The organism is Lysinibacillus boronitolerans JCM 21713 = 10a = NBRC 103108, from assembly GCF_000772935.1.
Taxonomy (GTDB): Bacteria; Bacillota; Bacilli; order Bacillales_A; family Planococcaceae; genus Lysinibacillus; species Lysinibacillus boronitolerans.
This window is the reverse complement of the sequence record NZ_JPVR01000074.1, coordinates 149,201-169,796: the sequence shown is the minus strand read 5'-3', so window position 1 is coordinate 169,796 and position 20,596 is coordinate 149,201. Positions and strand designations below refer to the sequence as shown.

16 protein-coding genes and 1 riboswitch are annotated in these 20,596 nt (G+C 37.5%); of the genes, 14 read left to right on the top strand and 2 right to left on the bottom strand.

What is annotated here, in order from left to right; translation table 11 throughout:
• Positions 1-8 precede the first annotated feature (8 nt).
• On the top strand, positions 9-1,370 hold the full coding sequence (gene dnaB, locus CD31_RS12150; protein ID WP_004233370.1) for a replicative DNA helicase: 1,362 nt from the start codon (positions 9-11) through the stop codon (positions 1,368-1,370).
• Between the two features lie 244 nt (positions 1,371-1,614).
• The gene (locus CD31_RS12145) at positions 1,615-2,904 is read left to right on the top strand and encodes an adenylosuccinate synthase (protein ID WP_036077927.1); all 1,290 of its coding nucleotides are present in this window, start codon (positions 1,615-1,617) and stop codon (positions 2,902-2,904) included.
• A 44-nt stretch (positions 2,905-2,948) separates the two neighbouring features.
• Here the strand turns inward: CD31_RS12145 and CD31_RS12140 are convergent, their stop codons facing one another.
• Positions 2,949-3,788, bottom strand: coding sequence for a YitT family protein (locus CD31_RS12140; protein ID WP_244905047.1), 840 nt, complete (start codon positions 3,786-3,788; stop codon positions 2,949-2,951).
• A 405-nt stretch (positions 3,789-4,193) separates the two neighbouring features.
• Here CD31_RS12140 and CD31_RS12135 point away from each other — a divergent pair, with 405 nt between their 5' ends.
• The 12 genes from CD31_RS12135 (at position 4,194) to CD31_RS12080 (ending at position 16,287) form a co-directional block, all read left to right on the top strand.
• Positions 4,194-5,657, top strand: a complete 1,464-nt coding sequence (locus CD31_RS12135) for a M23 family metallopeptidase (protein WP_016992312.1) — start codon at positions 4,194-4,196, stop codon at positions 5,655-5,657.
• Positions 5,658-5,870: 213 nt separating this feature from the next.
• Positions 5,871-6,584, top strand: coding sequence for a response regulator YycF (gene yycF / locus CD31_RS12130; RefSeq protein WP_036077923.1), 714 nt, complete (start codon positions 5,871-5,873; stop codon positions 6,582-6,584).
• 5 nt (positions 6,585-6,589) lie between these two features.
• Positions 6,590-8,455: a cell wall metabolism sensor histidine kinase WalK gene (walK, locus tag CD31_RS12125; protein WP_036077920.1), complete on the top strand. Its 1,866-nt coding sequence runs from the start codon at positions 6,590-6,592 to the stop codon at positions 8,453-8,455.
• Positions 8,452-9,777: a YycH family regulatory protein gene (locus CD31_RS12120; protein ID WP_036077917.1), complete on the top strand. Its 1,326-nt coding sequence runs from the start codon at positions 8,452-8,454 to the stop codon at positions 9,775-9,777. The genes walK and CD31_RS12120 overlap by 4 nt, the downstream gene beginning before the upstream one ends.
• Entirely contained in the window at positions 9,764-10,588 is an 825-nt protein-coding gene (locus CD31_RS12115) for a two-component system regulatory protein YycI (RefSeq protein WP_036077915.1), read from the top strand. The genes CD31_RS12120 and CD31_RS12115 overlap by 14 nt, the downstream gene beginning before the upstream one ends.
• Entirely contained in the window at positions 10,588-11,376 is a 789-nt protein-coding gene (locus CD31_RS12110; protein ID WP_016992308.1) for an MBL fold metallo-hydrolase, read from the top strand. Before CD31_RS12115 ends, CD31_RS12110 begins: the two co-directional genes overlap by 1 nt.
• 167 nt (positions 11,377-11,543) lie before the next feature.
• On the top strand, positions 11,544-12,839 hold the full coding sequence (locus CD31_RS12105; RefSeq protein ID WP_036077913.1) for a S1C family serine protease: 1,296 nt from the start codon (positions 11,544-11,546) through the stop codon (positions 12,837-12,839).
• A gap of 245 nt (positions 12,840-13,084) precedes the next feature.
• On the top strand, positions 13,085-13,249 hold the full coding sequence (locus tag CD31_RS22990; RefSeq protein ID WP_016992306.1) for a CxxH/CxxC protein: 165 nt from the start codon (positions 13,085-13,087) through the stop codon (positions 13,247-13,249).
• 90 nt (positions 13,250-13,339) lie between these two features.
• Positions 13,340-13,819 (top strand): 23S rRNA (pseudouridine(1915)-N(3))-methyltransferase RlmH, encoded by a 480-nt coding sequence (gene rlmH / locus CD31_RS12095; protein WP_004233392.1) that lies wholly within the window; start codon positions 13,340-13,342, stop codon positions 13,817-13,819.
• Positions 13,820-14,051: 232 nt separating this feature from the next.
• Positions 14,052-14,834 carry a transporter substrate-binding domain-containing protein gene (locus CD31_RS12090; RefSeq protein ID WP_036077911.1) on the top strand — a complete coding sequence of 261 codons (783 nt, stop codon included), beginning with the start codon at positions 14,052-14,054 and terminating at the stop codon, positions 14,832-14,834.
• A 31-nt stretch (positions 14,835-14,865) separates the two neighbouring features.
• The gene (locus tag CD31_RS12085) at positions 14,866-15,531 is read left to right on the top strand and encodes an amino acid ABC transporter permease (protein ID WP_036077909.1); all 666 of its coding nucleotides are present in this window, start codon (positions 14,866-14,868) and stop codon (positions 15,529-15,531) included.
• A 27-nt stretch (positions 15,532-15,558) separates the two neighbouring features.
• A complete protein-coding gene (locus CD31_RS12080) occupies positions 15,559-16,287 on the top strand; it encodes an amino acid ABC transporter ATP-binding protein (protein WP_081977497.1) in 729 nt (242 codons plus the stop codon).
• 166 nt (positions 16,288-16,453) lie between these two features.
• Here the strand turns inward: CD31_RS12080 and CD31_RS12075 are convergent, their stop codons facing one another.
• The gene (locus CD31_RS12075; RefSeq protein ID WP_036077905.1) at positions 16,454-20,137 is read right to left on the bottom strand and encodes a S8 family serine peptidase; all 3,684 of its coding nucleotides are present in this window, start codon (positions 20,135-20,137) and stop codon (positions 16,454-16,456) included.
• A gap of 308 nt (positions 20,138-20,445) precedes the next feature.
• Positions 20,446-20,492: riboswitch (PreQ1 riboswitch) on the top strand.
• Positions 20,493-20,596 lie beyond the last annotated feature (104 nt).

Below are 20,596 nucleotides of genomic sequence, written 5' to 3'. Positions count from 1 at the left end.
GACAATCCATGAGTGAACCGATGATGGACCGCGTTCCACCGCATAACCGGGAGGCGGAGCAATCGGTTATCGGTGCTATCTTCCTTGAGCCACAGGCATTAATAACAGCGTCAGAAATTTTATTGGCAGATGATTTTTATTTAAATGCCCATAAGAAAATTTTCGAGACGATGTTGCGCTTGAGTGATCAAGGAAAAGCGATAGATGTTGTAACAGTTACAGAAGAATTATCAGCTAAAAAAGAGATTGAGGACGTTGGCGGGCTTTCTTATTTACTAGAGCTCGCCAATGCTGTCCCTACAGCTGCCAATGTCGCCCATTATGCCAAAATCGTTGAGGAAAAGGCCCTTTTACGTCGATTGATTCGAGTGGCTACGAAAATCGTCGAGGACGGCTATACGAGAGAAGACGAAGTAGAGGCATTATTAGGTGAGGCAGAGAAGAAAATGATGGAGGTTGCCAATCGAAAGAATGCAGGCGACTTTAAGCATGTTAAAGATGTGCTAGTGGAAACTTTCGATAATATTGAGCAACTACAATCACAAAAGGGGGAAGTAACGGGTATCCCGACTGGCTTCCGTGATTTAGATAACATTACAGCTGGCTTTCAACGCAACGACTTAATCATTGTTGCTGCCCGTCCATCTGTAGGGAAAACGGCCTTTGCATTGAATGTTGCGCAAAGTGTTGCCGTACAAGCCCGCGAAAATGTTGCTATCTTTTCTTTAGAGATGGGTGCAGAGCAACTGGTCATGCGTATGCTTTGTGCAGAAGGAAATATAGATGCACAAGTTTTACGTACAGGTGCTTTAACTACAGAAGATTGGGGTAAACTAACTATGGCAATGGGTAGTTTATCGAATTCAGGAATTTTTATTGATGATACTCCAGGTGTACGTATCAATGAAATCCGCGCAAAATGCCGTCGTTTAGCCCAGGAGAATGGACTAGGAATGATCTTAATCGATTATTTACAGTTGATTCAGGGGAGTGGCAAGCCAGGAGAAAACCGTCAACAAGAGGTGTCAGAGATTTCACGATCCTTAAAGGGATTAGCCCGTGAATTAAAGGTACCTGTTATCGCGTTATCACAGTTATCTCGTGGTGTTGAGCAACGACAAGATAAACGGCCAATGATGAGTGACTTACGTGAATCGGGAAGTATTGAGCAAGATGCTGATATTGTTGCGTTTTTATACCGTGATGATTATTACGATAAAGAATCTGAGAATAAAAATATGATCGAAATTATCATTGCGAAACAACGTAATGGTCCAACAGGAACCGTTACATTGGCCTTTAAAAAGGAATTCAATAAATTCATTAATGTGGATTGGTCACAAATGCCGCCACCACCGCCACGTGATTAGTCATGTTACTCGTCATTCAGATAAGTTGCCTATTCGTAATGAAATAGTACCCTTAGAATGAATTAATCTGAATGTTCGATAATATTCATACCATTCTGTTATTAAACACGAACGTTGAATCAGATTTTTTGATTTTATGTTCGTGTTTTTTCACTATTTTTTATTGACGAGTTGTTTCTATCATTGTTACAATGGTTGAGGCTTAAAAATTGAGATACAAAGGTATCTAACGGAGGTGCTGATTATGACATCAGTAGTAGTTGTAGGAACACAGTGGGGAGACGAAGGAAAAGGTAAAATTACAGATTTCCTTTCGCACAAGGCCGATGCCATCGCTCGTTTTGCCGGTGGAGATAATGCAGGACATACCATTAAAATTGATGGTGAAACTTACAAATTACATTTAATTCCATCCGGGATCTTCTATAAAGAAAAAACTTCAGTAATTGGTAATGGATTAGTTGTGAATCCTAAATCATTAGTAACAGAGCTTAAAGGGTTACAAGAGCGTGGTATTAATACAGATAATCTACGTATTTCTAATCGTGCACATGTGATTTTGCCTTATCATATTAAACAAGATATTGCTGATGAAGAAAGTCGTGGAGACAATAAAATCGGCACAACTTGTAAAGGAATTGGGCCTTGTTATCAAGATAAAGTAGCACGTATTGGGATTCGTATGGCTGACTTACTTGATAAGGAAATCTTTGAGGAAAAACTACGTCATAATTTAGCCATTAAAAATAAATTATTTGAGAAATTCTATGAAGTTGAAGGCGTAACATTCGAAGAAATTTTTGAGGAATACTATGGTTACGGGCAAGAAATTGCTAAGTATGTTACGGACACATCTAAAATTTTGAACGACGTCCTTGATGAAGGCGGTAAAGTGCTATTCGAAGGTGCACAAGGAATTTTACTTGATGTCGATCAAGGTACGTATCCATATGTAACATCTTCAAATCCTGTAGCTGGAGGAGTAGCGATTGGTGCTGGTGTTGGTCCATCACGCGTAACAAGTGTTATTGGTGTATCTAAGGCCTATACATCTCGTGTAGGAGATGGACCATTCCCAACCGAGTTGTTCGATGAAGTAGGTCAACAAATTCGTGAGGTTGGTCGCGAATACGGAACAACAACAGGTCGTCCACGTCGTGTAGGCTGGTTTGACACAGTGGTTGTTCGTCACTCACGCCGTGTAAGTGGCATTACTCATCTTGCTCTTAACTCTATCGATGTTTTATCGGGCTTAGAGACAGTAAAAATTTGTACAGCATATAACTATAAAGGTGAAACAATTACAGAATATCCAGCAAATCTTCATATTATTGAACAATGTGAGCCGATTTATGAGGAGCTGCCAGGCTGGTCAGAGGATGTAACAAGCTGCAGAACTTTAGAAGAGCTACCTGAAAATGCACGCCGCTATGTGGAGCGTATTAGCGAACTAACGGGCATTCAAATTGCTACTTTCTCTGTTGGACCTGCACGTGAGCAAACAAACGTGTTAGTGGATGTTTGGGAAGCATAATGAAATAAAATAAAAAGGGCGTGCCAAATGCGGCATGCCCTTTTTTAGTGAATATCTTTCTTCTTAAAGCGACCACCTTTTACCTCAGCGATATTACCAATGGCTAGAAATGCATTGTCATCTATTTCAGCGACAATTGTTTTCAATTTAGATTCTTCTAAACGGGTAATCACGGTAAATATGACTTTTTTGTCATTCCCTGTATAAGCTCCTTCTCCGTGAAGGAAAGTAACGCCACGACCAAGTCGATCCATGATAGTTTGTCCAATTTCATCAATGTCATCACTTATGATATAAACGGATTTAGACTCTTCCAAGCCTTGAATAACAATATCAATCATTTTATAGGCAATATAGTAGGCAATGATGGAGTACATGGCTTGTTCCCAATTAAAAATAAATCCTGCCACCGTAAAAATAATGATATTGAAAAACATAATGATTTCTCCAACTGAAAAAGGTGTCTTGCTATTAAATAAAATAGCTAATATTTCAGTTCCATCTAATGAACCTCCATAACGAATGACAATACCAACGCCAACACCTAAAATCATTCCTCCAAAGACTGTTGCCAATAATGTGTCTTCCGTAAATGGATGGATATTATGTAAGGTAAGTGTTGCAAAAGAGAGTACGGTAATACCTAGGCCTGTAGACAGTGCAAAGGTTTTACCAATTTGTTTGTAGCCTAAAAAAATAAAAGGTAAGTTTAAAATGAAGATGAAAATACCAAGGGGTAAATTTAATAGATGAGATGTGATAATGGAAACACCTACGATTCCACCATCCATAATGTGGTTAGGTACTAAAAACAGTTCCAAGCCTAATGCCATTATTATCGCCCCTAGCGACACCATAATAATTCTTGCAATAACTTTACGCATGCTACTTTTCTGAGGTCTCAACACTTTAGTTGTGATCTCAGAGGTTTGTGAATCACTCAATTTAATCGCTCCAATCAAATAGTGTACCTTCTATATATATTTTATCGGAATATTAAAAAAGTAAAAAGTATTAAGTCGAAATTCACTTGAAAAATATTGAGAATAGCATACCAATGATAAATTTTTAAATTGAATTTTAAGAACCAGTATATGAATAAAAATACAGTATTTATAAACTATATAAAATATATTCTATGTAACAAAAAGTAGATAAATAATACATTTACATTACAAAAGAGTGAAATCGTTCAAACGTCATTTTCTTTATGGTACATTATAGGGGTGCAAAAAATCCTTGTGGGTAAATCATCCTACAGTAGGGTAAAGTTGGAAGGGGCTTTATTGATGAATTCGTTTTGGAATAGAAAAGAAGAAAACAATAGATTCACCTACAATTTTTCTTCTTTTAAAAAGGCTTCAATCATTGTTGTTTTAATGACAAGTCTAACGATTAATATGGGATTTGCTAAGGAATATAACAAAGAAAACTTAAATAAAATTTACCACGTTTATGTGGGGAATGAATATATTGGTGCAGTATCTGATGAGAAAGCAATTCAAGAAATAATTGCATCAAAAGAAAAAGTAGCAAGTCAGCAATTCAAAGGTTTATCCATTGATGCTAGCTCAGCTGTTAAAATAATCCCGGAACAAGTATTTACAAATGAAACAAAAGATGCAGAAACATTATCAAAACTTCAGCAATCTTTAGTAGCTAAATCTGATGCCTTTACATTATTAGTAAATCACAAACCAGTAGTATCATTAAAGAATACAGAAGCTTATGAGAAAACTGTTCAAATGTTAAAGTTACAATATGTTTCTCAGCAAGAATTAGATAACTTATCTAAAAACCAACAAGCTAGCAATAATTTACCAGAATTACAAAATGGTGAGTCTCGACTTCTAGATGTTTCATTTAAACAAGGAGTTTCAGGGTTATCACAAAAAGTTACACCAACTGATATATTATCACCTGAGCAAGCCGTAAAGTATTTAATGACAGGCTATGTTGAGCAAGAGACATATAAAATTCAATCAGGAGATGTGTTAGGGTCCGTTGCTAAAAAACATAATTTAACAACAAGCGAACTACTAGCTCTAAATCCTGATATTACAGTGGATACGGTTTTACAAATTGGACAAGAATTAAATGTTACTGTGGCAAAGCCATTTGTGACACTTGAAGTAAAAAAGGAAAAGAAAGTAGCGGATGTCATTCCGTTTAAAAAAGTAATCGAAGAAGATCCTACAATGTATAAAGGTGAAAAGGTCATCAAGCAAGAAGGTGTAGATGGGAAAAAGGAAACAACTTATGTTTTAACATCTGAAAATGGTAAACAGACATCAAAAGTTGCCTTAGAGGAAAAAATCCTTCAACAACCTGTAGATGAAATTGAAGTAGTCGGTACAAAGGTTATTTCTTCACGTGGAACTGGTGAATTTGCATGGCCAGCAGTCGGGGGCTATATTTCAAGTGGTATGGGTGAACGTTGGGGAGCCTTCCATCGAGGTATTGATATCGCTCGACCAAGTAACTATAATATTTTAGCTGCTGATAATGGTGTAGTTGTTGCAGCTGGCACTTCTGGCACCTATGGTAATCGCATAGTGATTAATCACAATAATGGTTTTACAACACTTTATGGACATTTATCTTCAATTAATGTTGAAGTGGGACAAGTAGTAGAAAAGGGTTCTGTGATTGGTATTATGGGTTCCACTGGCAATTCGACAGGTACACATTTGCACTTTGAAGTTGAAAAGAACGGTTCATTAGAAAATCCGTTATCTTATGTAGGCCGATAAACATGTTGAATAGAAGGCAGTCCGAATTATGGACTGTCTTTTTCAATTATTTCCCGAGAAATAATTGTTGAAATACATCGCTTTTTGTCACAGTATTAGAAGGATCGAATATCGATTAATGCATAGAATCCGAAAGCATGATAGAGTTAAGAGTAGTGAATTTACAAATACACATTGTTTAAGAATAGATAAGAAGCGAAAGGGAGAGAATGAATGAATAAAACAATTTTAGTTGTTGATGATGAGAAACCAATCGCAGATATTTTGCAATTTAATCTAATAAAAGAAGGCTATAAAGTTATTTGTGCGTATGATGGTGATGAGGCATTAAAGAAAGTAGAGGAAGAGCAACCAGATTTAATGCTTTTAGATATTATGCTGCCAAAGCGTGATGGCATGGAAGTTTGTAGAGAGGTACGAAAAAAATATGATTTCCCCATTATTATGCTAACAGCTAAAGGCTCTGAGATTGATAAAGTATTAGGATTAGAGATGGGTGCAGATGATTATGTCACAAAGCCATTTAGTACACGAGAGCTGATTGCACGTGTGAAGGCCAATATGCGCCGTTTACAAGTAGTCGCTCCAGCAGCAGAAGAGGCTGAGGAAGAGTCGAATGAGATTGTTGTAGGATCTCTTGTCATTCAACCAGATGCTTATTTAGTAATGAAGCGTGATGAGGCAATTGAACTGACACATCGTGAATTTGAGTTACTTCATTATTTAGGGAAACATATTGGACAAGTAATGACACGAGAGCACTTACTACAAACAGTATGGGGCTATGATTACTTTGGTGATGTACGAACTGTTGATGTAACAATTCGCCGTTTACGTGAAAAAATTGAGGATAATCCTAGTCATCCAGCTTGGATTGTCACACGACGTGGTGTAGGTTATTATTTACGAAATCCTGAACAGGAGTAATAGGAATGCAGAAAGTGAGCTTCTTTAAATCCATTCATGTCAAACTAGTGCTGATTTACATTTTATTAATCTTGCTAGCTTTACAAATTATCGGTATCTATTTCGCTCGTGAATTAGAAAGAAATTTGAAGAGCAACTTCCAAGATTCCATTTTTCAGCGAGTTGACCTGATGCAATATAGTCTTCGTGAGGAAATTTTAAAAGAACGCGATGAAAGCATGCCTAAACTAGAGGAAAGCCTAAAATCGATTGTCATGGAGTTTTCTACTGGTTTAAGGGATGTTTCAAATGGTGATATTTTAGAAATTCGTGTCATTGATGATAGACAAAGAATACTTGCAACATCTGAGCTTGAAAATCAGAATTTAATAGGTCAACGCTCTAATACTGACCTTGTACGTCGAGCAATATCTGCCGAAACACTGTTTGATATTATTAAACTCGACAATAAAACGAGAAATCGTGTGTGGGTCTTAGCGAACCCCATTCGTGCGGGTGCAGGACCAGACGACGAAATCATTGGTGTACTCTATATTGAAGCCAATATTGAATCTGTTTTTGAACAAATGAATGATATTAATCAGATTTTCCTTGGTGGTACGGCAATGTCCTTGGTCATTACCATCTTCTTAGGTATTCTTGTGGCTCGAACGATTACACAGCCTATTGCTGATATGCGAAAGCAGGCTCAGGCAATGGCGAAGGGGAACTATTCTCGCAAGGTACGTGTATATGGTACGGATGAAATCGGACAGCTAGCCATCACCTTTAATCATCTAACCAACCGTTTGCAGGAAGCACAATCGACCACAGAAGCTGAACGTCGAAAGCTAGATTCAGTGCTGAGTAATATGACAGATGGCGTTATTGCAACAGATCGCAAGGGACGTATTATTCTCATCAATGACCCCGCACTAGAATTACTGCATATTTCAAGAGATATTACATTAGGGCGTCCTATCGCCTCTGTATTGGGGATTGATCAGGAATATAGCTTTGAAGACTTAATTCATATGAATGATGCCGTGAATTTAAACTTTAGTACAGCAGATGCGCCCTATATACTTCGCGCTAATTTCTCTGTTATTCAAAAAGAAACGGGCTTTATTAATGGGCTGATTACTGTTTTGCACGATATAACAGAGCAAGAAAAGATTGAAATGGATCGTAGGGAATTTGTATCGAATGTATCACATGAGTTAAGAACGCCATTAACAACAATGCGCAGTTATTTAGAGGCACTTGCAGATGGTGCATGGAAAGACGAAAATATTGCTCCTACGTTTTTAAATGTGACACAAACCGAAACAGAGCGTATGATTCGTCTAGTGAATGATTTATTGCAGCTATCAAGAATGGATAGCTCAGATTACGAGTTGAATAAAGATATTGTCTTATTTAATTCGTTCTTTAATCGCATTATTGACCGATTTGAAATGTCTAAGTCTGACAAGGTACAATTTGAACGTTTATTCCCTGAAACATCCTTTTATGTAGAAATTGATACGGATAAAATCACACAAGTTATTGATAATATCATTTCCAATGCTATTAAATATTCTCCAGATGGCGGCAATATTCGCTTTGGCTTTACTGGACAGGAAGACATGCTGAAGGTCATGATTTCAGATGATGGCATGGGTATTCCTAAAGAAAACGTTGGCCGAATTTTTGATCGCTTCTATCGTGTGGACCGTGCACGCGCTCGCTCTATGGGAGGAACAGGCTTGGGATTAGCTATTGCGCGGGAAATGATTGAAGCGCATGGCGGTAAAATTTGGGCTGAAAGTGAAGAAGGACAGGGTACAACAATTTTCTTCACATTACCATATGATGCAGATGAATTTGGTGAGGCAGGTGAGTGGGAATGAAATATATAGAGCCAGTTAAATCTGTTGTATTATTTCTACTTGTCATGCTGAGCGTGATTTTAACTTTTTTAATTTGGACCTATACACCTGATTATAAATATATTGAAAAAACAGAGGGAGAGGAAATTTTAATTAAGCCGCAAAAGGATATGGAGGATATTATTCGACCGTACAAGGCTATTTTCCGTTCTGAAGAAGAGTTTACAGGCACAGTTTCTAATGCAGCTATGAAAGATATGATGAAAGTGTTTAAAGGCTGGAATGTTTTAGATTTGGTGCCTGTAAACAATAATCTTTCTGCAAACTATGTGAATCAAATTATTGGCGCAGATCATCGAATGACAATCTTTTTTACGGGAGAGATTCCATTTTCAGCTTTTAACACAACCTTTCAGTTCACTGATAAGGAATTACCACAAACAACGTTCAATCGAATGATTATAGATTGGAGTAATTACAATAGCAAAGAATTAATGTTGTATTACATTAGTGGTAATAACCAATCATTATTCCGCTCACGTGTCAGTGTGCCAAACATGAATCAATTTATACAGGAAGTCATTGAGCCTGCAAAAAAATATGAGGTTTTCAAAGAAGTAGAGAGAGAAGGCTATACATCTCTTTATCTGGCGAACAGTAATATTGAATCTGTAAAATATACGTACTTTATTGAGGATATCACACCAGAATTATTTAAAAATGTGTTATTCCCTGATCCAAATATTGTACAGCGGAATGTCGAAAGCGCATCCTCTGAAAAATATACAGATGGTATGTCATTAATGACCTTAGAAACAAATCTTAAATCATTAAACTATGTTTATCCCGCTGCAGAAAGTAGTATTAGAGTCGAGCCATCGAAGCTTTTAAAGGATAGCTTTGAATTTATTAATGAGCATGGAGGATTTACGGCAGATTTCCGCTATGCTTCATCCAATACCAATAAAAATCAAATAGATTATCAAATGTATTTGCAAGGCTTCCCTGTCTATAGCAATCATGTTATTACACGAATGACAACGATTTGGGGAGATAGTCGAATTTTCCATTACAAGCGTCCATACTTCTCATTGGATATGGATATATCTTTAGAGAAAGAAATTAAAGAATTAGCATCTGGCGCAGAGATTGCAGAGAGATTAAAGAACGCTAATAGTATTCCTTTGTCTGAAATTGATGAAATTGTCTTGGGCTATTATTTAACACAAAATCAAGAACAGAATATATTTATATTTGAACCTTGTTGGTTTGTTATTCGTAATGGTACCTGGACTAAACTGACTCCTGAAGTATTAGGAGGTGTTAAAAATGGATTGGAATAGAACAAAATCTATTTTTATATTCGTTTTTTTAATACTGAACATCTTCTTGTATTCACTTTATGTCAATCGCTACAATGAAGCGAAAGATATTGAGGTACCAGGTGAAAGAACGATAGAAGCTCGTTTAAAAGATGATAATATTACGTATGGCACATTACCAAATAATATTGAATCTGCTTCGTATATGACAGCTCAAGTGCATAAATTCACACCAGCCGAATTTAGTAATAGTAACCAGCAAGTTAAATTTAAGGATGATAATAATACGAAGGCCCGTGTTATTTTTATGAGGCCTGTTAAATTACGTAATGTAAGTGATGATGCAAGCTTTACAGATTTTGCCCTGGCAAACATCATTGAAGGTGCATCTTATGCTTTATGGAAAGTAGACCGCGAAGAACGAGTCGCAATTTTTTTCCAAAAGACAAACAATCGAATGTTCTATTATAGCGGTTCATTAAAAATAAAATGGAATGCTAATAACGAAGTAACAATGTATGAACAAACAATGATTGATAACATTGAAGAAATGGAACAGCAGGAAACAGTTATTCCACCACTTCAAATTATTCAAACTTTGTATGCAAAAGGACCGCTCAAGCCAGACTCGCGCATTACACAAATGAAACTAGGTTACTCAACGCTTGTTAAATTGACACGTACTCAGGTATTGGTGCCAACATGGGAAGTTCAAGTGAAATTATCTGATGGGACAAAAGAGGAGTACTTTGTGAATGCAGTAGAAGGTAAAGTCATCGAAATCCAGGAGGACAAGCAAGAGAGCGAAGAAGAAGACTGGGGAGTTGAATAATGCGATTTAGTGTTTTAGCAAGTGGCAGTACAGGGAATTCGATTTATGTAGAGAATGACGATCATGCTTTTATCGTCGATGCGGGTCTTAGTGGGAAAAAGATGGAGCAGTTATTTACAAAAATCGACCGTAATATGAAACAGCTCAGTGGTATCTTTGTTACACATGAGCATAGTGATCACATTAAAGGAATTGGTGTACTGGCACGGAAATATAATGTACCAATTTACGCAAACGCCAAAACGTGGCAGGCAATGGACGGGCTAATTGGAGACATTCCTATTGAGCAACGTTTTGAATTTGAAATGGATACAGTGAAGCATTTTGGTTCTTTAGCTGTGGAATCCTTTGCTGTTTCCCACGATGCTGCAGATCCAATGTTCTATACTTTTCATGAAAATGATCGCAAGCTTGTTATTATTACAGATACAGGCTATGTCAGTGATCGTATGAAAGGGATTATTCGAGGCGCTGATTCTTTTGTCTTTGAAAGTAATCATGATGTCAATATGCTGCAAATGGGACGTTATCCTTGGTCTATTAAACGTCGCATTTTAAGTGATGTAGGACATGTGTCTAATGAGGATGCAGCAATTGCAATGAGTGAGGTTGTATTTGATAAGACGACGAATATTTATCTTTCACATTTGAGTAAGGATAATAATATGAAAGAGCTAGCACGTATGAGTGTCGCACAAACCTTACAATCTTGTGGCATCCTTGTTGGTGAGCATGTTCATCTATTTGATACGGATGCAGAAGAACCAACAAAATTGGTGACGGTTTAATCAAAGGCTATTTAGGCAAAACTTGAAGCTGTTCAACGCATTAAAAAAATGCATTGAACAGCTATTTTTATGCCTATTTTATTTGTTTTTCATCTGATTTTAATGTTTGAATCGTAAGATTAGGGTAACAACTAATTAGATAGCACTCAAAGGAAAGGATGACGAACATGAGCTATTTCCAAGATGATGATAAAAACAGTGATTTCCTAAAAAATGATGAAGTACCGAAATCACCTCTTCAAGAAAGACTAGAGCGCGAGGAGCAAGAAATGCAGACTAAGCGCATGAAAAAGAAAGGTGGCGGGGGTAAAGGCGGCTATTTCTTTAGTGGTCTGGTCGGTGTCATTATAGGTGCTTTACTTGTGTGGCTTATGCTACCAGGACTTGTCAATCAAATGCCTGGAACAACAACAAGTAATACAGGAAAAAATAACACAACAATTAATCAGGTAGCTACAGAAGTAACGACAGATGTGACAACAGCAGTTGAAAAAGCCTCACAAGCAGTTGTTGGTATCACAAATATTCAAGAAGTCACAAGCGGAGGCTTTTGGAGCCCACCATCAAAAACAACAAAAGAAGCAGGAAGCGGTTCAGGTGTTGTTTATAAAATTGAAGGTGATAAAGCCTTTATCATCACAAATAACCACGTTATTGAAGGGGCAAAGCAGTTAGAGGTCACAATGCCAGACGGAACAAAAGAACCAGCTCAATTAGTGGGTCACGATGTTTGGACGGACCTTGCAGTTATTTCTATTAACTCTAAAAATGTTAAAACAGTTGCGACATTCGGGAATTCGGATGTATTAAAACAAGGCGAAACAGTGATTGCCATTGGTAACCCACTTGGTTTAGACTTCTATGGCTCTGTTACAACTGGTGTTGTTTCTGGTAAAGACCGTTCTGTACCAGTAGACTTAAATGGCGATGGCACAGAAGATTGGCAACAAGAAGTATTGCAAACAGATGCCGCGATTAACCCAGGAAATAGTGGTGGAGCACTTGTGAACTTAGCTGGAGAATTAGTAGGAATTAACTCCATGAAAATTGCTGAATCCTCAGTGGAAGGTTTAGGCTTCTCCATTCCAATTAATTCAGCTATTCCAATTATCGAGGAATTAGAGAAAAATGGAGAAATGAAACGTCCAACAATGGGAGTTTCACTTGCAGATTTAACAGATGTGCCATCATTCTATCAGCAACAAACATTAAAATTACCTGCAGAGGTGACAACAGGTGTTGTTGTAACAGATGTCATGAATAACTCACCAGCCTCAAAAGCAGGGGTTCAACAATACGATGTTATTGTAGAGATGGATGGTCAAAAAATTGAAACAACCATTGATTTACGCAAGCATTTATATAATGACAAAAAAATTGGTGATAAACTAACATTAAAAGTGTACCGTCAAGGTAAATTAGTCGAGCTATCACTAACATTAACAAACGGTAATACATTGTAAAGAATATGAAAAGCGATGGAGATCTAATCAATCTCCATCGCTTTTTTTATGAGGATGGAGAAAATACTTTTATGAAATATTGTGGATAACTAGAAAATTGTGAATACTAATTCCGCACAGCAAATCGGGAGTAAAAGGCACTTCTTCCATACATGCTATTACTTTGTTACAATAGATTGTGGATAACATAGACTGATTTGTGAATAAGTTTGTGGAAATTTCGGAAAATAAGGAGACATCAAAAAATGGAAAAGTACAGCTGTGAAAGCCATATAGATCACGCTTTAGACATGTTTGTAGCAGAGCAAAAAGTGTTCCCAATTATGGATAAAATCGAAGAGGATAAAAAGTTATCCACAAAGTGTAGCTACTGTGAACAGCCAGCAGAATATATTGTATCAAGTAAATAACTTTACACAATATATAGAGAATGCTTGTGGATATGTTGATAACTTTTGTGGATAATTTGTTTGTAAATGAATTGTAAAGGTGGATAACGTGTGAATATAACGATTGTATCAGTCGGCAAACTAAAAGAAAAGTACTTAAAAATGGGGATCGATGAGTACGTAAAACGTCTTGGCGGCTATGCAAAAATGGATTTGGTTGAAGTGCCAGACGAAAAGGCACCTGAACAACTAAGTGAAGCTGAAATGGATATCGTCAAGAAAAAAGAGGGCGAACGCATCCTAACGAAAATCAGTCCGGATGCCTACGTAATCGCCCTAGCTATCAACGGCAAAATGAAAACCTCCGAACAAATGGCAGCCGACATTGAATCCCTCATGACCTACGGCAAAAGCAAAATCGCCTTCGTCATCGGCGGTTCGCTCGGTCTGCACGAAGATGTCCTAAAACGAGCCGACGAACAGCAGTCTTTTGGTAAGATGACACTTCCCCACCAGCTCATGAAGCTCGTGCTAGTCGAGCAGATTTACCGTAGTTTTAGGATTATGAAGGGTGAACCGTATCATAAGTAAGTGCGTTTTTCTAAGTTTTATACATCCAAAAAGCAGCGTTTTAGGGGGTAAATAGAAGATTTGAAAGATATGTATATTATATAAATATTGTAGAAAAGTATCAGGCACTATTAATAGTGCCTGATACTTTTTTGTTTTATTGGGAGTGGATTGGGTATTAACTATCATAAGCAAGTTATATAGCAAGAAAGGATTGTAAGAATAATCGAAAGAGAAAGGAGTTATAGCCAACATGTTGTTGAGTAAAAAGTTTTTATTGGTCTTTAGTACAATCGTAGCCTGCTTTTTGTCTGGTTGTGGAGAGAAGCAGAAGCTTGAAGATGGATCTGAACTGATAAATAAAAATCAATTTGTTTTTGCTACTTCTGGTGAATTTAAGCCATTTAGTTATATAAATGACGATCTTACAATGTCGGGCTTTGATATTGAGGTTGGTGAAGCGATTGCAAAGGAAATGGGCCTTGAGCCGGTTCAGAAACGAATCAAGTTCAAGGGGATTGTTGAAGGGGTGAAAACGGGAAGAGCGGATGCAGCCGTTGCAAGTCACACAATTAACCCGCAGCGGAGTAAACATGTTTCTTTCTCTACCCCCTATTATTATTCAGGACCGAAAATTTTCACCAGACCCGATAGTAAAATTAGGACTGTCGAAGATTTAAAGGGAAAGGAAGTAGCTGTTGCAAAAGGATCAACATATGCCGATACAGCTTCCAAGTATACAGACAAAATAAAAACATATGACAGTGATATTACAGCATTAAAGGCGTTGAGTAGTGGGCGTCATGATGCAGTAATTACAGATTTTGTTACAGGAAAAACTGCTGAAAAGGAAGGTTTTAAGATTAAAGGACAGCAATTAATTAATCGCAGTGAACAAGCGATTGTGTTGCCCCAGGATAATCCAAATCTATTGAAGCGAGTAAATGAATCTTTGGAACAACTTCGGGAAAATGGAACACTGACTCAAATCAGTATCAAATATTTTGGTGAGGACATTACCACAAAACCAGAATAAATCAATGCTATAAAAGAAAGGAAGTAGTACTTTGCCAAGTTTTTCACATTTCTTTCAAATACTAATCGAAACAAAAGGTGTATTCTTTAAAGCTATGCTTTTAACATTAGAGCTGACGGTGGTTTCTATCTTACTTGGAATCATCATCGGACTAGTCTTTGCCTTATTAAAAATTTCTAATATAAAAATTTTAGAACTTATTTCAGATATATATGTCTATTTGGTGCGAGGAACACCACTGATTGTTCAAATATTTATCCTTTACTTCGGAATTAGCGGGATTTTCCTTCTTCCTGATTTTTGGGCTGCTTCACTTGCTCTAGCGCTACATAATGGAGCTTATATTTCTGAAATCCTTCGGGGAGCAATTCAATCAGTCGATAATGGTCAATTTGAAGCAGGACGCTCTTTGGGGATGACAAAGACACTGACATTAAGAAGGATTATTCTCCCACAGGCATTCCGTAGAGCGTTGCCGCCTTTAGGCAATCAATTTATCATCAGTTTAAAAGATTCTTCGTTAGCCGCATTTATCTCCATGAATGAGCTGTTTAATGTGGCGACAACACTTGGGTCGAATAATTTTGATGAAATGACCTACTTACTCATTGTAGCAGTCTACTATTTATTGCTGGTAGCGTTGATGACATTTGTAGTGAATCGAACTGAACTAAAATTAGCAGTTAGCGACAGATAGGAGCTGAAAAGATTGAACACCAAGGAAATGATTAAAATAAGTCAATTGAATAAATCGTTTGGAGACTTACATGTATTGAAAAATATCGACATGACAGTCTACGAGAGCGATGTTGTTTGTCTAATAGGATCGAGCGGGTCAGGGAAAAGCACCCTCCTTCGCTGTTTGAACTTTTTAGAAAGAAAAGATAGTGGCAATATTATAATTGAGGGAAATGAAGTCAATCCTCGGACAGATGATCTTAACAAAATTAGAGAAAAGGTTGGGATGGTGTTTCAAAATTTCAACTTATTCCCACACAAAACGGTTTTAGAAAATATTATTGAAGCACCTGTTATGGTAAAGGGTGTAGACAAAGAGAAAGCCATCATCAAAGCAAAACAATTACTGAAAAAAGTAGGTTTGGAGGATAAGTCGGATGTCTATCCTAGTAAACTATCAGGGGGGCAAAAGCAACGGGTGGCGATTGCTAGAGCACTTGCGATGGAACCAGACATTATGCTTTTTGATGAGCCAACATCGGCACTCGATCCCGAGCTTGTGGGAGAGGTTTTAACAACCATGAAAGACTTGGCTGAAGAAGGAATGACAATGGTTGTTGTAACCCACGAAATGGGATTCGCAAAAGAGGTAGCTGATTGGATTGTCTATATGCATGATGGAAAAATTATTGAACGCGGCACACCTGAACAATTTTTCAACCAACCGAAAGAGGAGAGAACACGAGAATTTTTAACTGCAACAATGCTTAAATAAAACTAAAAGGTCCTGAACGGTCTCTCGATTACTAGATAAAGCTTCTACAGAAAAACTGCACTTAGACTAGTTACAGCCAACCTTATCATAAGTAAGTGAAATTTAAATAGCAAAAGGAGAAATTGCAAAGCGCAATTTCTCTTTTTGCTGAACTGTACTTATTTAATTATAACTCAACCTCGGTAACTTCATTATTACCTTTGCCATTACCGTTACCGTTGCCATTACCATTACCATTACCAGGCTTTTCAACCAACACACCGAATGTTAATGTGTGGTCACCGTATGTTACCGTAATTGTCGTAGTACCTTGACCTTTTCCTTTTACAGCTCCTGCTTTTACAGTAGCTATTTTATCATTTGCTACTTCGTAGGTTGCAAGCGTAGTAACATCTTTTTTTGTTGTTTTACCCTCAAAAGTAGTTACTTCAGTAATCTTAACCGTAACCTCTTTACCTATTCTAGTTTCAACCTGAGCTTGGTCAATTTCTAGTGTTACGATTGGTGTTTCTACAACAGGTGCTTTAACTGTAACATTTACCATAACCTCATGATCACCGTATGAAATAGTAATCGTAGTCGTGCCCTCACCTACAGCAGTTACTAATCCATTTGCTATTGTTGCAACATTTTCATCTCCCACAACATAAGTCGCTTGTGAAGTTACATCTTTCTCTGTTGCTTCACCTTCTGGAGGAGTAGACGTCTCTGTTACTGTAAGTTGTGCAGATTTTCCAACTGTTAGGTCTAGCTCAGTTGGATTGACGGAAAGTGTCACTTTTGGTTCAACTACATCTTTTTCAAATATTAATGCTTCACCAACATTTCCAGCAGCGTCTTCAATTTTTACGGATACAGCATTCGTTTCTGATGTTACTGGGAATGTGAAGCTACCATCTTGATTTAATTCAAAAGGAACTGGCGCTTGTACTTCGCCATTCACAGTCGAAATATAGGAAGCTTTTAATTTATCATTTAAATTGTAGTTTAAACCATATAAATATAACTCTTCATTGTAGTCGATATACTTATCTGTTACCTGTCCTGTAGCGACACCTTCAGCTACTGAACCAGTAATTTCTGGCTTAGTCGTTTTCACGATAATTGGCCCAACATAATCTGAAACTACCCCTGATGCCGCAAGACCAGTAAAGTCAATAGTATAGAGACCATCTGGAATTGTTGTGGCAGGTTCTGTTCCCCATGGTTTGTATTGCCCAGCGATATTCAGCGTATAAGAGCCTTTTCCTAGCGCCGTACCTGCATGTAGATAACCGATGTAGCCATCACCATATTCTCCACCTTGAGGATTCATAATATCCCATAGCTCGATATAGTTAGTTGTTACATCGCCAGTTAATGTAAATGAAAGTACAGCTGAATCTTTCACGCCATCTCCATTAAAGGATAGATCTGTTTCTGTAATCTTTAAATCTTTAATTTCAGTTACTGCCTCGCTTCCGAAGTCAGCTGCGAATGGCAATGAAATTTCTGTAGCACCACCGCTGATGTGAATATACCCCAGTATTTCTGAGCCGTTTGGAGCTGTAGCTTGTGAAGCAGTTAATGTAAGATTTAACACTTGCTCACCAACTAGATTAAATGTTGGCTGGTCGACTGTAACAGTTGCATCACCAAATGTTTTTGTCACATCAATTGATACGTTATAATTACCGCCGTTCCCCTTTATATCTTTTACTAAAACTTGTTTCGTTACGGTAATATCCTGGTCTTTAAGTGATTGTGGACCAAAAGTAACTGTCCCTTTTAAGTTTTCTGAAACAGCTCCTGTTCCGTCTAAAATTGCACTATCCAATGCATAGGCAAGAATTTCTGGATGTGCTGCAGCATAAGCATTTACACGACCTGCACCTTGAGAGAACACATCGTATTTTGTTTTATCTAAAACCTTTGCTGTATTAGAAAGCGCCACTTTTATGTCGAACGCATTCCAATCAGGATTTGCTTGTTTAAGTAATGCAACAATACCTGTAATATGCGGTGTTGCCATAGAAGTTCCTGTTTTACGATCATATGCCTCTGCATAATCTGCATCAGGGAAATCCTTTTTATACATTGGAATCGTTGACATAATGTTTGTTCCAGGTGCACTTACATCTGGTTTAATGTCAAAGTTTGGTGTAGATGGTCCACGGGAACTTGAATCGTTTACTTCATCTCCCAGTGTCTTTGTGGAAGTAAATTGACTAAAGCTAACTTTTCCAGTCCCACCGGCTAATGCAGCACGAATTGCATTGCCATCCGTTTGGGACATATCAAATGTTGGTAGAAAAGCAAAGGAATCACCCAGGAATGTACCTGAAATATTAGGTGCATTTGTTCCACCAGCAAAGTTATGAATAATTGTGGCGACCGCCCCATTTGCCTTTGCGTTCGCAATTTTATCAACAAATGCGATACTACCACGAGAGATCAATGCTACTTTACCTTCTACATCGATTCCCTCATAGTCTTTTACTTCTCCGTTTCCAGGGATAGCAACTAGGTCAAATTCTCCTTGAAGCTGTGTTGCTAAATCCCTTCCAAAAGTTGTTCCCATTAATGGGAGCTGTTTTGTTAAGTTGTAGTCACCAACTGTAACATTCACTTCACCGTTATACATTGTTTCAGGATTTGTTGTGTTACCGACAGCAATGCCTAAACGAGCAGTTGCAGGCGTGCCCATTGTTCCTCGATTTGGGCCGGAGTTCCCTGTTGCAATTACTCCGATTGTTCCAGCCATCATTGCATTATTAATAGCAAATGAACCAGCATCCGTTTCAGAGTTAGCCCCCCCACCAAGAGAAAGGTTGATTATGTCCATTTTTTCTGTTACGGCCGTTTCTATTGCTTTAACAATACCAGATGTAGCCCCACTTCCATATGCACCAAGAACACGGTAAGCATAAAGGTCTACTTTTGGAGCAATTCCTTTAATGCCGAAATTGTTAGCTCCAATTGCTGCAATGGTTCCAGCAACATGGGTACCGTGAGAAGTATAGAACGAGCTTCCTTTTTCATTAAATTCAGGTGTTCCGGCAGGACGCTCAGAAGGCAACGTTTCCGATGCATCGTCATCTGCCCGAGGCTTTGTGTAAGTTGATGAATTTGGAATGAAGTTTTTCCCGCCCTTGTAAATTCCAGCAAACTCGGGGTGATCTGCGTCAATACCAGTATCTAATACTGCCACCTTTATACCTTGTCCTTCAATTCCTTCCTTCCAAAGCTGTTCGATGCCGAGGAAAGAAATACTTGTATTCATTTGAGCCTCTAATTGATCTTCCTTAATAAGTTCTGATGATTTCATTGTATTGTCTTCTGATGCGTAAACAATCGCATCAGGTTCGATTAATGTAATTCCTTCTATTGAAAGCAGCTTCGGGAGGTCATTTGCTTTCACAGTTGCTGCAAAGCCGTTTAAAACAGTATCAAATGTGTAGCCTTGAGTCATTTGAACATTTTTAGTAGCTAATTCTTTTTTAACTTGTGCTTGTTGAGATTTTACATTTGAACGAACTTCATTTGCTCGCGCATTAGAGAACTTTTGGCCTTTCACTTGGCTTATTCCTTGCTCTAGTGCCACAGGCTTTTCAGATAAATGTACGATGACAGCAACTTCTTGATTGCCTGATACATTTTGTAAGCTTTCGTGAAGAGTTGGACCATCTTTAGACAAACTTAGCTGTTCAGCGATAGCCGCCTTTAGTTGAAGTGTGCTTTCACTTTGACTATTCTGCTTGAATGGTTTCGATTCTTCAGCATTAGCACTCGATAATGGAACCAATAGAAAAAGCACCATAACGAAAGCTATCATACTACTTAAAAACTTCGTAAACTTAAACTTTTTCAAATCTCATTTCTCCCTCCACTCTTAATTATCACACTTTTCAGTTTAGTGCGATAATTCCAATTTATCACAGGTGAGATAATTCGAATATCGGAATATTAAAAAATCTCAAAATATTGATAATTAGTATGACTTTGTCAAAAATGAATTAATTCTATTTTCCTAGTAATTTAATAAAAAAGTAGAACTTTTAAATGATAAATGACTTACAGTAATCATCCTTTTTATCATTTAAGAGTTTTGTAAAAAATCTATTTGACGTTCTGTATTATTTTTTGTACGATATGGAAGAAAAGAATGCCCGGACTAAAACGGGAGAGGTTCATAGCTGATACCCTCTATAAAAAACTATGGAAACATGACAAATATGCCATGTCCATATCGGACGTGGCTTTTTTTTATGTTTTTACTTATGTTTTAATAGACTGAATTGGTGATGCCTCTCTTGAAAAGTGTTGGGAA